This is a genomic window from Enterobacter sp. HK169 (assembly GCF_001719105.1).
GTDB classification, from domain to species: Bacteria; Pseudomonadota; Gammaproteobacteria; order Enterobacterales; family Enterobacteriaceae; genus Enterobacter; species Enterobacter asburiae_B.
Map to the genome: position 1 here is coordinate 2,377,366 of NZ_CP017087.1, position 14,524 is coordinate 2,391,889.

General features: G+C 55.6%; 12 protein-coding genes. 3 read left to right on the forward strand and 9 right to left on the reverse strand.

Annotated features, from left to right (window positions below; all coding sequences use genetic code 11):
* Positions 1-64: 64 nt before the first annotated feature.
* The 3 genes from ubiU to EnteroDNA1_RS11265 all read left to right on the forward strand — a co-directional run bounded on the left by ubiU (position 65) and on the right by EnteroDNA1_RS11265 (position 3,032).
* A complete protein-coding gene (gene ubiU / locus EnteroDNA1_RS11255) occupies positions 65-1,060 on the forward strand; it encodes a ubiquinone anaerobic biosynthesis protein UbiU (protein ID WP_023309326.1) in 996 nt (331 codons plus the stop codon).
* Positions 1,061-1,067: 7 nt separating this feature from the next.
* A complete protein-coding gene (locus tag EnteroDNA1_RS11260) occupies positions 1,068-1,946 on the forward strand; it encodes a U32 family peptidase (RefSeq protein WP_047060462.1) in 879 nt (292 codons plus the stop codon).
* Positions 1,947-2,024: 78 nt separating this feature from the next.
* Entirely contained in the window at positions 2,025-3,032 is a 1,008-nt protein-coding gene (locus tag EnteroDNA1_RS11265; protein WP_064673364.1) for a luciferase-like monooxygenase, read from the forward strand.
* Between the two features lie 85 nt (positions 3,033-3,117).
* On the opposite strand, the gene mtr is transcribed toward EnteroDNA1_RS11265, so the two are convergent.
* From mtr to infB, 9 genes are all read right to left on the reverse strand, one after another.
* Complete coding sequence (gene mtr, locus EnteroDNA1_RS11270) at positions 3,118-4,362, reverse strand: tryptophan permease (protein WP_039260524.1); 1,245 nt, start codon at positions 4,360-4,362, stop codon at positions 3,118-3,120.
* A 142-nt stretch (positions 4,363-4,504) separates the two neighbouring features.
* Positions 4,505-6,409, reverse strand: coding sequence for a DEAD/DEAH family ATP-dependent RNA helicase (locus EnteroDNA1_RS11275; protein WP_069303343.1), 1,905 nt, complete (start codon positions 6,407-6,409; stop codon positions 4,505-4,507).
* Complete coding sequence (gene yrbN / locus EnteroDNA1_RS22350) at positions 6,402-6,482, reverse strand: protein YrbN (protein WP_097397692.1); 81 nt, start codon at positions 6,480-6,482, stop codon at positions 6,402-6,404. The genes EnteroDNA1_RS11275 and yrbN overlap by 8 nt, the downstream gene beginning before the upstream one ends.
* Before the next feature lie 107 nt (positions 6,483-6,589).
* A complete protein-coding gene (nlpI, locus tag EnteroDNA1_RS11280; protein WP_023309331.1) occupies positions 6,590-7,474 on the reverse strand; it encodes a lipoprotein NlpI in 885 nt (294 codons plus the stop codon).
* Between the two features lie 108 nt (positions 7,475-7,582).
* Positions 7,583-9,721: a polyribonucleotide nucleotidyltransferase gene (gene pnp / locus EnteroDNA1_RS11285; protein WP_024906369.1), complete on the reverse strand. Its 2,139-nt coding sequence runs from the start codon at positions 9,719-9,721 to the stop codon at positions 7,583-7,585.
* 242 nt (positions 9,722-9,963) lie between these two features.
* Positions 9,964-10,233 carry a 30S ribosomal protein S15 gene (gene rpsO, locus EnteroDNA1_RS11290; RefSeq protein WP_003861789.1) on the reverse strand — a complete coding sequence of 90 codons (270 nt, stop codon included), beginning with the start codon at positions 10,231-10,233 and terminating at the stop codon, positions 9,964-9,966.
* A 154-nt stretch (positions 10,234-10,387) separates the two neighbouring features.
* The gene (truB, locus tag EnteroDNA1_RS11295; protein ID WP_045888051.1) at positions 10,388-11,338 is read right to left on the reverse strand and encodes a tRNA pseudouridine(55) synthase TruB; all 951 of its coding nucleotides are present in this window, start codon (positions 11,336-11,338) and stop codon (positions 10,388-10,390) included.
* The gene (gene rbfA, locus EnteroDNA1_RS11300; RefSeq protein WP_003024988.1) at positions 11,338-11,742 is read right to left on the reverse strand and encodes a 30S ribosome-binding factor RbfA; all 405 of its coding nucleotides are present in this window, start codon (positions 11,740-11,742) and stop codon (positions 11,338-11,340) included. The genes truB and rbfA overlap by 1 nt, the downstream gene beginning before the upstream one ends.
* 89 nt (positions 11,743-11,831) lie before the next feature.
* Positions 11,832-14,519 carry a translation initiation factor IF-2 gene (gene infB, locus EnteroDNA1_RS11305; RefSeq protein ID WP_029739629.1) on the reverse strand — a complete coding sequence of 896 codons (2,688 nt, stop codon included), beginning with the start codon at positions 14,517-14,519 and terminating at the stop codon, positions 11,832-11,834.
* Between the last annotated feature and the right edge of the window lie 5 nt (positions 14,520-14,524).

Here is a 14,524-nt window from a genome sequence, read left to right on the forward strand (position 1 = left end):
CGTATGGGTTAATTAAAATCCCAGCTCGTTAACAATTTTGCGATCGACTACATCAGGATAAATTATGGAGCTGCTCTGCCCTGCCGGAAACCTTCCGGCGCTTAAGGCGGCCATCGAAAATGGGGCCGATGCGGTCTATATCGGGCTGAAAGATGACACCAACGCCCGCCATTTTGCTGGCCTCAACTTTACGGAGAAGAAGCTTCAGGAAGCCGTTAACTTCGTTCACCAGCACCGCCGCAAGCTGCATATCGCCATCAATACCTTTGCTCATCCTGACGGCTACGCCCGCTGGCAGCGCGCGGTGGACATGGCGGCACAGCTGGGTGCCGATGCGCTGATCCTGGCCGACCTCGCCATGCTTGAGTATGCGGCAGAACGCTATCCCCATATTGAGCGCCACGTCTCTGTTCAGGCATCTGCCACCAACGAAGAGGCGGTGCGTTTTTATCATCAACACTTTGACGTGGCCCGCGTGGTGCTGCCGCGCGTGCTCTCTATTCATCAGGTTAAGCAACTCGCGCGCGTCACGCCAGTACCGCTGGAAGTTTTTGCCTTTGGCAGCCTGTGCATCATGGCCGAAGGCCGCTGCTATCTTTCCTCTTATTTAACCGGTGAATCGCCGAATACCGTCGGGGCCTGCTCTCCTGCCCGCTTTGTTCGCTGGCAGCAGACCCCTCAGGGGCTGGAATCTCGCCTGAATGAGGTGCTGATTGACCGCTACCAGGACGGTGAAAACGCCGGTTATCCCACCCTGTGTAAAGGCCGCTATCTGGTCGACGGCGAGCGCTATCACGCGCTGGAGGAGCCGACCAGCCTCAACACGCTGGAGCTGCTGCCGGAACTGCTGGCGGCCAATATTGCCTCGGTGAAAATCGAAGGTCGTCAGCGCAGCCCGGCCTACGTGAGCCAGGTGGCGAAAGTGTGGCGTCAGGCCATCGACCGCTGCATGGCGGACCCGCAGAACTACGCTCCACAGCAGGCCTGGATGGAAACGCTCGGTTCGATGTCCGAAGGCACGCAAACCACGCTGGGCGCGTATCACCGTAAATGGCAGTGAGAAAATCATGAAATATTCATTAGGACCGGTGCTCTACTACTGGCCAAAAGAGACGCTGGAAGATTTTTACCAACAGGCCGCCACCAGCAGCGCCGACGTGATTTACCTCGGCGAAGCGGTGTGCAGCAAGCGCCGCGCCACCAAAGTGGGCGACTGGCTGGATATGGCGAAAGGCCTGGCCGGCAGCGGCAAGCAGGTGGTGCTCTCCACGCTCGCGCTGGTCCAGGCGTCGTCCGAACTGGGCGAGCTGAAGCGCTACGTCGAAAACGGCGAGTTCCTGCTGGAAGCGAGCGATCTGGGCGTAGTGAACATGTGCGCTGAACGCAGGCTGCCGTTCGTCGCGGGTCATGCCCTCAACTGCTACAACGCCGTCACCCTGCGCCTGCTGCTCAAACAGGGGATGACCCGCTGGTGCATGCCGGTGGAACTCTCCCGCGACTGGCTGGCTAACCTGCTTAACCAGTGCGACGAGCTGGGCATTCGCAATCAGTTTGAAGTGGAAGTGCTGAGCTACGGCCATCTGCCGCTGGCCTACTCCGCCCGCTGCTTTACCGCGCGCTCGGAAGACCGCCCGAAAGACGAATGCGAAACCTGCTGCATCAAGTACCCGAACGGACGCAGCATGCTGTCGCAGGAGAGTCAGCAGGTGTTTGTCCTGAACGGTATTCAGACCATGAGCGGCTATGTCTATAACCTCGGCAACGAGCTGGCGTCGATGGACGGGCTGGTGGATATGGTTCGTCTGTCGCCGCTGGATACCGGCGTGTTCGCGATGCTGGACGCCTTCCGCGCCAATGAAGACGGCGCCGCGCCGCTGCCGCTGACGGCAAACAGCGACTGCAACGGCTACTGGAGACGGCTCGCCGGGCTGGAGCTGCAGGCGTAAAAAAGGCTCACTTTGTTAACAACGGTTATCATTATTTAATGCAGTATTAAAGATTGACCGTCGACAAAGTGAGCTGTTATGACTGACAAAACCATTCCGTTTTCGGTGCTGGATCTGGCGCCGATCCCACAAGGCTCCTCGGCAAGAGAAGCCTTTTCGCACTCTCTCGATCTCGCTCAGCTGGCCGAAAAGCGTGGCTATCACCGCTACTGGCTGGCCGAACACCACAACATGGTGGGCATCGCCAGCGCCGCGACCTCGGTACTGATTGGCTATCTGGCAGCAAATACCACCACCCTGCACCTGGGCTCCGGTGGCGTAATGCTGCCAAACCACGCCCCGCTGGTGATTGCCGAGCAGTTTGGCACCCTGAATACCCTCTATCCTGGGCGTATAGATTTAGGGCTTGGTCGTGCGCCGGGCAGCGACCAGCCAACGATGCGCGCCCTGCGCCGCCATATGAGCGGCGATATCGACAACTTCCCGCGCGACGTGGCCGAGCTGGTGGACTGGTTCGACGCGCGCGATCCGAACCCGCACGTGCGCCCGGTACCGGGCTACGGTGAGAAGATCCCGGTGTGGCTGTTAGGCTCAAGCCTCTACAGCGCACAGCTCGCCGCGCAGCTTGGGCTGCCGTTTGCGTTTGCCTCGCACTTCGCGCCGGATATGCTGCATCAGGCGCTGCATCTTTACCGCACGAACTTTAAACCGTCCGAGCGTCTGGAGAAGCCGTACGCGATGGTGTGCATTAACATCATTGCCGCCGACAGCAATCGCGACGCGGAATTCCTGTTTACCTCAATGCAGCAGGCGTTTGTGAAGCTGCGCCGCGGTGAGACGGGCCAGCTTCCACCGCCGGTGGAGAATATGCATCAGCTGTGGTCCGCCTCCGAGCAGTATGGCGTGCAGCAGGCGCTGAGCATGTCGCTGGTAGGCGATAAATCGAAAGTGCGCCACGGGCTGGACGCAGTGCTGCGCGAAACGCAGGCGGATGAGATTATGGTTAACGGCCAGATTTTCGATCACCAGGCGCGTTTGCATTCGTTTGATTTGGCCATGCAGGTGAAAGAAGAGTTGGTGGGGTAGCCTTTTTGCCGGATGGCGGCTTCGCCTTATCCGGCCTACGCGATCCCTGTAGGCCCGGTAAGCTTAACGCCACCGGGCAATGTATTTACTGGTAGACAGGCAACAGATTAAAACTCGACAGCACGTGTACCAGAGCGTTACCAACGCCGAATACCAGAATCAGCACAATCATCGGCTTGCCGCCCCAGACGCGGAATTTCGGGCTACCGAAGCGTTTACGTGATTTGCGCGCCAGCAGCGCCGGCACAATTGCCGCCCAGATAGTAGCCGCCAGCCCTGCATAGCCGATGGCGTACAGGAAGCCGTTCGGCCACAGCAGGCCACCCACAATCGGCGGCAGGAAGGTCAGCAGCGCGGTTTTTAAACGCCCCATCGCAGAATCATCAAAGCCGAACAGATCCGCCAGATAGTCAAACAGGCCCAGCGTCACGCCCAGGAAAGAGCTCGCCACCGCAAAGTTAGAGAAGATAACCAGCAGTAGGTCCAGACTGCGGCTGTTCAGCACGCCGCTCAGCGCCTGCACCAGCACGTCGATGTTTCCGCCCTTCTGGGCAATGCCGATAAATTCCGGACGTGGGATGTTGCCCATCGTCCCCAGCAGCCAAATCACATACAGACCCAGCGCCAGCAGCGTGCCGTAGACCAGACACTTCACAATGGTGCGGGGATCTTTGCCGTAGTACTTCATCAGGCTCGGCACGTTACCGTGGTAACCGAACGACGCCAGACAGAACGGCAGCGTCATCAGCAGGTACGGCGTGTAGGAGGTGTTCACTTCGGCAACGTTAAACAGCGTGGCGGGCGTCACGTGTCCCAGCAGGCTGCCGAAGGTCAGGAAGAAGGTGATGACCTTAGCGCCTAATACAATCGCCGTCATGCGGCTCACCGCTTTGGTACTCATCCAGACGATAAACGCCACAGCCAGCGCAAAACACAGCCCCGCCAGACGCGCCGGAACGTTCAGCGACATCTCCGAGAAGGTGTGATGCAGAATCGAGCCGCTCGCCGAAATATACGCGTAGGTCAGGATATAGAGCACAAAGGCGATGGACAGCCCGTTCACCAGGTTCCAGCCTTTACCCAGCAGATCTTTGGTGATGGTGTCGAAGCTGGAGCCAATGCGGTAGTTCAGGTTCGCCTCAAGGATCATCAGCCCGGAATGGAGCATACAGAACCAGGTAAAGACCAGCGCCGCCAGCGACCAGAAGAACCACGCACCGGACATGACCACGGGCAGGGAGAACATCCCGGCACCTATAATGGTTCCGCCGATGATCACCACGCCGCCAAGCAGCGAAGGTGACGTTTGGGTGGTGGTTAGTGTCGCCATACAGCCTTTTCTCCAGTCAATCATGCGGTTCTGCATTTTAATGTGACGCACTGTACCAGTACAAGAGTACAAAAGGAATAAAAAAAGCCCCGATAGCGTGTATCGGGGCTGTATATTTTACTTTACGTCAGAAGAGTGAGGCTTACGCGTCACCGAAACGGCGACGGCTGGTGCCTTCTTCACGACGTGGGCCGCGGTTTTCGCGACGCTCGCCGGAGAAACGACGACCTTCACCACCGCGACCTTCGCTGCGGCCGCCTTCACGACGCTCGCCACCGAAGCTGCGACCACCGCCACGACGTTCACCACCGCGGTCTGGACGTGGCTGTGCATCGCCCATCAGCTGCATGTTCATCGGTTTGTTCAGGATGCGGGTACGCGTAAAGTGCTGCAGCACTTCGCCCGGCATGCCTTTTGGCAGCTCGATGGTAGAGTGGGATGCGAACAGCTTGATGTTACCGATGTAACGGCTGCTGATGTCGCCTTCGTTAGCGATCGCGCCAACGATGTGACGAACTTCAACGCCGTCATCACGGCCCACTTCAATGCGGTACAGTTCCATATCACCCGCGTCACGACGTTCACGACGTGGACGGTCTTCACCACCACGCTCTGGACGGTCACCACGTGGGCCACGGTCATTGCGGTCATTACGGTCGCCACGACGTTCGAAGCGATCGTCACGGTCACGGAATTCACGCTTAGGACGCATCGGCGCATCTGGTGGCACGATCAGGCTACGTTCGCCCTGAGCCATTTTCAGCAGTGCTGCAGCCAGGGTTTCCATGTCCAGCTCTTCGCCTTCAGCAACAGGCTGAATCTGCGACAGCAGCGCACGGTACTGGTCCAGATCGCTGCTTTCCAGCTGCTGCTGTACTTTCGCGGCGAATTTTTCCAGGCGGCGTTTGCCCAGCAGATCTGCGTTTGGCAGGTCAGCTTCTGGAATGGTCAGCTTCATGGTGCGTTCAATGTTACGCAGCAGACGACGCTCGCGGTTCTCAACGAACAGCAGCGCACGACCCGCACGACCCGCACGACCGGTACGGCCGATACGGTGAACGTAAGACTCGGAATCCATCGGGATGTCGTAGTTCACAACCAGGCTGATACGCTCAACGTCCAGACCACGTGCTGCCACGTCGGTTGCAATCAGGATATCCAGACGACCGTCTTTCAAACGCTCCAGAGTCTGCTCACGCAGGGCCTGGTTCATGTCGCCGTTCAGCGCTGCGCTGTTGTAGCCGCTACGCTCCAGGGCTTCAGCCACTTCCAGAGTCGCGTTTTTGGTACGCACGAAGATAATCGCCGCATCAAAATCTTCCGCTTCCAGGAAACGTACCAGCGCTTCGTTTTTGCGCATGCCGTACACAGACCAGTAGCTCTGGCTGATGTCCGGGCGAGTGGTTACGCTGGACTGAATACGCACTTCCTGAGGATCTTTCATGAAGCGCTTAGTGATACGACGAATCGCTTCTGGCATGGTGGCAGAGAACAGCGCGGTCTGATGACCGTCCGGGATCTGCGCCATGATGGTTTCGACGTCTTCGATGAAGCCCATACGCAGCATTTCATCTGCTTCATCCAGTACCAGGCCGCTCAGTTTAGAGAGGTCCAGAGTACCGCGCTTCAGGTGATCCAGCAGACGGCCCGGCGTACCGACAACAATCTGTGGGCCCTGGCGCAGGGCGCGTAACTGCACGTCATAACGCTGGCCGCCGTACAGGGCTACCACGTTTACGCCGCGCATATGTTTTGAGAATTCCGTCATTGCTTCTGCAACCTGAACAGCCAGTTCACGGGTTGGAGCCAGGACGAGGATCTGCGGTGCACGCAGGTCCGGATCAATGTTGTTCAGCAGCGGCAGCGAGAATGCTGCAGTTTTACCGCTACCAGTCTGGGCCATGCCCAGCACGTCACGACCAGAAAGCAGGTGTGGGATACACTCAGCCTGGATCGGAGATGGTTTTTCGTAACCCAGATCGTTAAGGGCTTCAAGGATAGGAGCCTTCAGGCCCAGATCTGCAAAAGTGGTTTCGAATTCAGCCATGTAGTACAAGTGCCTCGATATTAATGGCGGCCAGTCTACTTAGCTCATCGTGAAAATGATTAGCAATTTTCATTGAAAAGTGTGAACCGGCTCAAAGTAGGTGTATTGACGAACAACAACGCCCTCACCAGTTAAGGTGATGGCAATCAAAAGATTACGGGCTGATGTTTATGTCGTCAGCTATTGCTGGTCCGATTCTGCCAGGTCGTCATGCTCCTGGCCCAAGAGCGATAATTCCAACAATGCATAACGGTGCTCAACGAAGTTGTGTACGTTGTTAGCAACCGCTAATTTGAACAGTGCCGTAGCGCTGTCCATATCCCCCAGACTTAGGTAGTACTTACCTAAATAGAAGTTGGTTTCACTGAGATGCTCAGCGAGCGAGGTGTTATCCGTTGCGTCCGCCTTGAGGCGTTCCATCAGCGTTGCTTCGCTAATGTTGCCCAGGTAGAACTCGACAATGTTCCATCCCCACTGTTCCTTGTCCGATTTATCGAAGCGCTGTTTCAGTGCCTCTTTTGCCTGCTTCTCATCGAGCTTCCGCTCAACGATGTAAAGCCACAGGCTACGGAAAGGATCATTAGGATCGTCTTGATAAAACGCCAGCAGATCATCTTGCGCTAACTTATCACGACCGCCGTAATACAATGCGATACCGCGATTCAAGTGCGCGTAGTTGTAAGTTGGATCAAGCTCAAGTACAGAATCAAACGCTTCATAGGCAGCATCAAAATTGCCTGCCTGCGTTAAATAAATGCCTAAGTAATTGAATACTTCAGGCATATCAGGTCGGATAGCCAGCGCTTGTGAAAAATCATTTCGCGCCAATGCCCTCAGACCGAGACTATCATACAACACTCCGCGCTCATATAAAAGCTGTGCGCGTTCTTCATCGGTTAAAGCCCGACTGGCAAGTATTTGTTCCATGCGTGCCAGAATCACTTCCTGCTGCAAAGTCGGTTGCAATGGCACTGCGAGGACTTCGCTCTTACGCCAGGCAGAGTTGCTGCATCCTGCCAGCGTTAAAGCTGTCGCAACGAAACACCAGCGCAAAAAAGGCTTCATTTCCCACTCCCGAAGACAACTATTGGATGAACGTCCTGTCCCCCGGCGGCTTAACAAGGCGTCCTGCCTGATAATAGGCCCTCCGCAAAGCGGAGGGCAAATGGCAACTTACTCGCCTTGCTGTTCTGCTGCCTGTGCTTCTGGCGCAGCAGCTGGCTGAGACTGCTCGGTTGCTTCTTTAATGCTCAGACGGATACGGCCCTGGCGATCAACTTCCAGAACTTTCACCGGTACTTCCTGACCCATCTGCAGGTAATCGGTCACTTTCTCAACGCGCTTGTCAGCGATCTGAGAGATGTGAACCAGACCTTCTTTACCGCCACCGATGGCAACGAAGGCACCAAAGTCAACGATACGGGTCACTTTACCTGCGTAGACGCGGCCCACTTCGATCTCTGCCGTGATTTCTTCGATGCGACGGATCGCGAATTTCGCTTTCTCGCCGTCGGTTGCTGCGATCTTCACAGTACCGTCATCTTCGATTTCGATCGTGGTGCCAGTCTCTTCGGTCAGCGCACGGATTACGGAACCGCCCTTACCGATAACATCTTTGATCTTGTCTGGATTGATCTTGATGGTGTGGATACGTGGAGCGAACTGAGAAATGTCGCCACGCGGCGCGTTAATCGCCTGTTCCATCACGCCCAGGATGTGCAGACGCGCACCTTTAGCCTGGTTCAGAGCAACCTGCATGATCTCTTTGGTGATACCTTCAATTTTGATATCCATCTGCAGCGCAGAGATACCTTCGCGGGAACCCGCTACTTTGAAGTCCATATCGCCCAAGTGGTCTTCGTCACCCAGAATGTCAGACAGAACAACGAAGTTGTCGCCTTCTTTCACCAGGCCCATTGCGATACCCGCAACGGCGGCTTTGATTGGCACGCCTGCATCCATCAGCGCCAGAGAAGCACCACACACGGAAGCCATGGAAGAAGAACCGTTGGATTCAGTGATTTCAGAAACCACACGAACGGTGTACGGGAACTTGTCAGCTTCTGGCATCACTGCCAGCACGCCGCGCTTCGCCAGACGACCGTGACCAATTTCACGACGCTTCGGCGAGCCAACCATACCGGTTTCGCCTACGGAGTACGGAGGGAAGTTGTAGTGGAACAGGAAGCTGTCAGTACGCTCGCCCATCAGTTCGTCGATGATCTGTGCATCACGTGCAGTACCCAGGGTCGCGGTAACCAGCGCCTGCGTTTCGCCACGGGTGAACAGCGCGGAACCGTGAGTACGTGGCAGAACGCCAGTACGCACATCCAGACCACGGATCATGTCTTTTTCGCGGCCATCGATACGCGGCTCGCCTGCCAGCACACGGCTACGAACAACGTTTTTCTCGATTGCGTGCAGGATGTCGCTCAGTTCGTTAGCGTCCAGCGTTTCGTCTTCAGCAACCAGCGTCGCGATAGTTTCAGACTTGATCACGTCAACCTGAGCGTAACGCTCCTGTTTGTCAGTGATGCGGTATGCATCGCTCAGACGAGATTCTGCCAGAGCTGCAACGCGTGCGTTCAGCGCGTCGTTTGCTGCTTCTGGCTGCCAGTCCCAACGTGGTTTACCGGCTTCTTTCACCAGGTCGTTGATGTTCTGGATAACGATCTGCTGCTGGTCGTGGCCAAATACCACAGCACCCAGCATCTGGTCTTCGCTCAGCAGTTCAGCTTCGGATTCAACCATCAGCACAGCCGCTTCAGTACCCGCAACAACCAGGTCCAGCTTACTTTCTTTCAGCTCTTCCTGGGTTGGGTTCAGTACGTACTGGTCGTTGATGTAGCCAACGCGCGCGGCACCGATTGGGCCATTAAATGGAATACCAGACAGTGACAGGGCAGCGGATGCGCCGATCATGGCAACGATGTCCGGGTTAACCTGTGGGTTAACGGAAACAACGGTCGCGATAACCTGTACTTCGTTAACGAAGCCTTCCGGGAACAGCGGACGAACCGGGCGGTCAATCAGACGCGCAATCAGGGTTTCGCCTTCGCTTGGACGGCCTTCACGACGGAAGAAACCACCCGGGATTTTACCGGCAGCGTAGGTACGCTCCTGGTAGTTAACGGTCAGCGGGAAGAAGTCCTGACCTGGTTTAGCTTTTTTCTGGCCAACAACGGTAACGAATACCGCAGTGTCATCCATGCTTACCATAACGGCAGCAGTAGCCTGACGTGCCATCATGCCGGTTTCCAGCGTGACGGTATGTTGACCATACTGGAATTTACGAACGATCGGATTCAGCAAAGTTCTGTCCTTTCTTAAATGTTTGACAGCACACCACCGGTGTGCTGTCGATTTAACCCGACCTTCTTCGCATCCTCGCGACTAATGACAACCAACACCCCCATGGGTGAAGCCTCTCATTAGCCGCGCGAACCTCTGCAATGAAGATCATTTATAGCAACAATACAATAGTTTCCAGTGAATTGCTGCCGTCTGGTTGAAAAAAGGGGCCATCAGGCCCCCTTTTCTGAAACTCGCAAGAATTAGCGACGCAGACCCAGACGCTCGATCAGCGCGGTGTAGCGTGCAACATCTTTACGTTTCAGGTAGTCGAGCAGTTTACGACGCTGAGAAACCATACGCAGCAGACCACGACGGCTGTGGTGATCTTTTTTGTGCTCTGCAAAGTGACCCTGCAGGTGGTTAATCTGTGCAGTCAGCAGTGCAACCTGAACTTCGGTAGAACCGCTGTCGTTAGTACCACGACCAAACTCAGAAACGATTTTAGCTTTAGCTTCAACGCTTAGAGACATTTTCAAACTCCAAAGTATAAAGAATGTAAGGATGCCGATCTCTAATTCAGCAATCCCATGTACGCCCCGCAGATTGTTAAACAATTTACCAGGCGTTAAGCGGCGATATTCTACTCGTCTCCCCTGCTTATCGCAAGGTGAGCCGTTACCACCGTCACGCGTCGACCGGATATTCGACGACCAGACGACGCGGCGCAACGCGCCCTTCGCCATCCATTTCGCCCATACCGATGAATTTCCCTTCGTCACCTTCGGTCACGCGTACCAGTCCTTCCAGCGGCGCTTCCGCCGTACGAACCGGGTTGCCGTTCTTAAAGTAAACGGACGATGTTAAAGGAAGATTAACAACCGGGAAGTCCGCTGCCGGACTGTCCATCGGCATCAGCAAAGGATCCAGCAAATCTGCCGGCGCAATCCCCTGCGCTTCCGCCTGTTCTACCAGCTCGCGCAGATATTCCAGGGTCACCATCCGCTCCACCGGGTACTTGCTCACCGCCAGGCGGCGCAGGTAAATCACATGCGCGCCGCAGCCCAGCTTTTCACCGAGGTCGTCGATGATAGTGCGAATATAGGTCCCTTTCGAACAGTGTACTTCCAGCTCCAGTTCATCACCTTCGTGGCGAATAAACAGCAGCTCGTACACGGTTATCGGACGGGCTTCACGCGGAACGTCAATGCCCTGGCGCGCATATTCGTAGAGCTTCTTGCCCTGATATTTCAGCGCCGAATACATCGACGGCACCTGCATCGTGTCTCCACGGAAGCTCTCCAGCGCAGCATCAAGCTGTTCCGCGCTGAACGTCACCGGACGCTCTTCCACCACCTGGCCATCCGCGTCGGAGGTATCCGTGCGCTGGCCCAGTTTAGCGATAACGCGGTAGCGCTTATCGGAGTCGAGCAGGTACTGGGAAAACTTTGTCGCCTCTCCCAGGCAGACCGGCAGCATGCCGGTTGCCAGCGGATCGAGCGCGCCGGTGTGGCCCGCACGGTTGGCGTTATAAATACGCTTAACTTTCTGCAGCACGTCGTTGCTGGAAGCGCCCTGGGGTTTATCCAGCAGCAGCACACCATGCACGTCGCGACCACGACGACGAGGACGACTCATTAGTCCTCCTTGCTGTCGTCCGCCGGGTTAACACGACGCTCGTCGTCATGTTTAACCACGCTGGTCACCAGGTTGGACATACGCATACCTTCAACCAGCGAGTTGTCGTAGAAGAAGGTCAGCTCAGGCACGATGCGCAGGCGCATCGCTTTGCCGAGCAGGGAGCGGATGAAACCAGAAGCTTCCTGCAGCGCTTTAATGCCGTTTTTCACTGCCGCTTCGTCCTGATCGTTCAGGAAGGTGACGAACACTTTTGCATAGGCCAAATCGCGGGACATTTCGACACCGGAAACGGTGGTCATCATGCCGACGCGCGGGTCTTTAATTTCACGTTGCAGAATGAGTGCGATCTCTTTCTGCATTTCCTGCGCTACGCGCTGAGGGCGACCAAATTCTTTCGCCATAATAAATTCTCCAGACAAAAAAGGGGCTAAAAGCCCCTTTTAAAATTATTGCCGGGTGGCGCGAGGCGATCCCGGCTTACAATCGGTAATTAAGCGATGGTACGCTGAATTTCGATGATCTCGAACACTTCGATCATATCGCCAACGCGAACGTCGTTGTAGTTCTTCACGCCGATACCACATTCCATGCCGTTACGGACTTCGTTAACGTCATCTTTGAAGCGGCGCAGGGATTCCAGCTCGCCTTCGTAGATAACCACGTTGTCACGCAGTACGCGGATTGGGTTGTGACGCTTGATGTTACCTTCGGTAACCATACAGCCCGCGATCGCACCGAATTTCGGTGATTTGAACACGTCACGTACTTCAGCCAGACCGATGATCTGCTGTTTCAGCTCAGGAGACAGCATGCCGCTCATCGCTGCTTTCACTTCGTCGATCAGGTTATAGATGACGGAGTAGTAACGCAGATCCAGGCTTTCGGCTTCAATTACTTTACGCGCAGATGCATCCGCACGAACGTTGAAGCCAACCAGGATAGCGTTGGAGGCCGCAGCCAGGGTTGCGTCGGTTTCGGTGATACCACCTACGCCAGAACCGATGATCTTCACTTTCACTTCGTCGGTAGACAGTTTCAGCAAGGAGTCGGAGATCGCTTCCACAGAGCCCTGAACGTCAGCTTTCAGAACGATGTTCACTTCGTGAACTTCGCCCTCGGTCATGTTGGCAAACATGTTCTCGAGTTTAGATTTCTGCTGACGAGCCAGTTTAACTTCACGGAATTTGCCCTGACGATACAGCGCAACTTCACGCGCTTTCTTCTCGTCACGCACAACGGTCACTTCGTCACCGGCAGCCGGAACACCGGACAGACCCAGGATTTCCACTGGAATGGACGGACCTGCTTCCAGAACTTCCTGACCCAGTTCGTTACGCATCGCACGAACGCGGCCGTATTCGAAGCCACACAGAACGATGTCGCCCTTGTTCAGGGTACCTTCACGAACCAGAACGGTTGCAACCGGACCACGACCTTTATCCAGGAAGGATTCGATTACCGCGCCGCTCGCCATACCATTACGGATCGCTTTCAGCTCCAGTACTTCAGCCTGCAGCAGGATCGCGTTCAGCAGGTCGTCGATACCGGTACCCGCTTTCGCAGATACTGGGATGAACTGCGCTTCACCGCCCCACTCTTCCGGCATAACGCCGTACTGAGACAGTTCGTTCTTCACGCGGTCCAGATCGGCTTCTGGCTTATCGATTTTGTTGACTGCAACAACCAGAGGCACCTGCGCCGCTTTCGCGTGCTGGATAGCTTCGATGGTCTGTGGCATCACGCCGTCGTCTGCGGCAACAACCAGTACAACGATATCCGTTGCCTGAGCACCACGAGCACGCATTGAGGTAAACGCTGCGTGGCCTGGGGTATCCAGGAAGGTGATCATGCCGTTTTCGGTTTCTACGTGGTAAGCACCGATGTGCTGGGTAATACCACCCGCTTCACCAGAGGCAACCTTAGTAGAACGAATGTAGTCAAGCAGAGAGGTTTTACCGTGGTCAACGTGACCCATGATGGTCACAACCGGTGCACGCGGTTCAGCCGCAGCGCCAGTATCACGGTCGCTCATTACTGCTTCTTCCAGCTCGTTTTCACGACGCAGGATAACTTTGTGGCCCATCTCTTCAGCAACCAGCTGTGCGGTTTCCTGATCGATGACCTGGTTGATGGTCGCCATGGCGCCCAGTTTCATCATCGCTTTGATGACCTGAGAGCCTTTAACCGCCATCTTGTTCGCCAGATCGCCAACGGTGATGGTTTCGCCAATCACGACGTCACGGTTAACGGCCTGAGCAGGCTTCTGGAAGCTCTGCTGCAGAGCGGAACCTTTACGCTTACCGCCTTTACCGCCGCGAACAGCAGCGCGTGCTTCTTCACGGTCAGCTTTGGATTCAGCGTGTTTGTTGCCTTTTTTCGCCGGACGCGCTGCTTTTGCATTACGGCCACGGCCACGACCGCCTTCAACTTCACGGTCGTTATCATCTTCAGCCTGACGCGCATGCTGAGAAGTGGTCACGTGATAGTCGCTGGTGTCTTCAGTCGGCTCAACGGTATTCACACCATTCTTCTCGTTTTCTTCTGCCATACGGCGTGCTTCTTCGGCGACGCGGCGAGCTTCTTCTTCCAGCTTACGGCGGGCTTCTTCTTCCGCTTTACGCTTCAGCTCGGCAGCTTCATTTTCACGGCGGGCTTTTTCAGCCTGGGCGGTTTTGGTCATTTCGTCTGTCTGTTGATTGCTCACTTTGTCTTTTTCCGCAGCGTCACGCTTCACTTTATCACTTGCGTCGCGTTTCGCTTTTTCTGCGGCCTCACGTTCAGCTTTTAATTCTGCTTCACGTTTGGCGGTTGCTTCCGCCTCACGCTGAGCTTGTTCTTCCGCTTCACGCTGTGCCTGCTCTTCCGCGGCAAGGCGTTCTGCCTCTTGCGGATCACGTTTTACAAAGGTGCGCGTCTTGCGGACTTCAATTTGGACCGATTTGCTTTTGCCACCGGTACCAGGGATGTTTAACGTGCTACGCGTTTTGCGCTGCAGCGTTAACTTGTCAGGCGTAGAACCGTGTTCACGGTTCAGGTGCGTTAACAAGGTTTGTTTTTCTTGCGCGGTCACCGAGTCATCAGCGGACTTCGGGATCCCTGCATCAGCAAATTGCTGTACCAGGCGGTCCACGGAGGTCTGAATCTCAGCAGCCAGCGATTTTACAGTTACATCAGTCATGCTGT

Bases quoted from the DNA above. Each gene is read 5' to 3' on its own strand.
- nlpI (WP_023309331.1), bottom strand. From the start codon at position 7,474: ATGAAGCCTTTTTTGCGCTGGTGTTTCGTTGCGACAGCTTTAACGCTG.
- EnteroDNA1_RS11260 (WP_047060462.1), top strand. From the start codon at position 1,068: ATGAAATATTCATTAGGACCGGTGCTCTACTACTGGCCAAAAGAGACG.
- infB (WP_029739629.1), bottom strand. From the start codon at position 14,519: ATGACTGATGTAACTGTAAAATCGCTGGCTGCTGAGATTCAGACCTCC.
- rpsO (WP_003861789.1), bottom strand. From the start codon at position 10,233: ATGTCTCTAAGCGTTGAAGCTAAAGCTAAAATCGTTTCTGAGTTTGGT.
- rbfA (WP_003024988.1), bottom strand. From the start codon at position 11,742: ATGGCGAAAGAATTTGGTCGCCCTCAGCGCGTAGCGCAGGAAATGCAG.
- EnteroDNA1_RS11265 (WP_064673364.1), top strand. From the start codon at position 2,025: ATGACTGACAAAACCATTCCGTTTTCGGTGCTGGATCTGGCGCCGATC.
- mtr (WP_039260524.1), bottom strand. From the start codon at position 4,362: ATGGCGACACTAACCACCACCCAAACGTCACCTTCGCTGCTTGGCGGC.
- EnteroDNA1_RS11275 (WP_069303343.1), bottom strand. From the start codon at position 6,409: ATGGCTGAATTCGAAACCACTTTTGCAGATCTGGGCCTGAAGGCTCCT.
- ubiU (WP_023309326.1), top strand. From the start codon at position 65: ATGGAGCTGCTCTGCCCTGCCGGAAACCTTCCGGCGCTTAAGGCGGCC.
- truB (WP_045888051.1), bottom strand. From the start codon at position 11,338: ATGAGTCGTCCTCGTCGTCGTGGTCGCGACGTGCATGGTGTGCTGCTG.
- yrbN (WP_097397692.1), bottom strand. From the start codon at position 6,482: ATGAAAATTGCTAATCATTTTCACGATGAGCTAAGTAGACTGGCCGCC.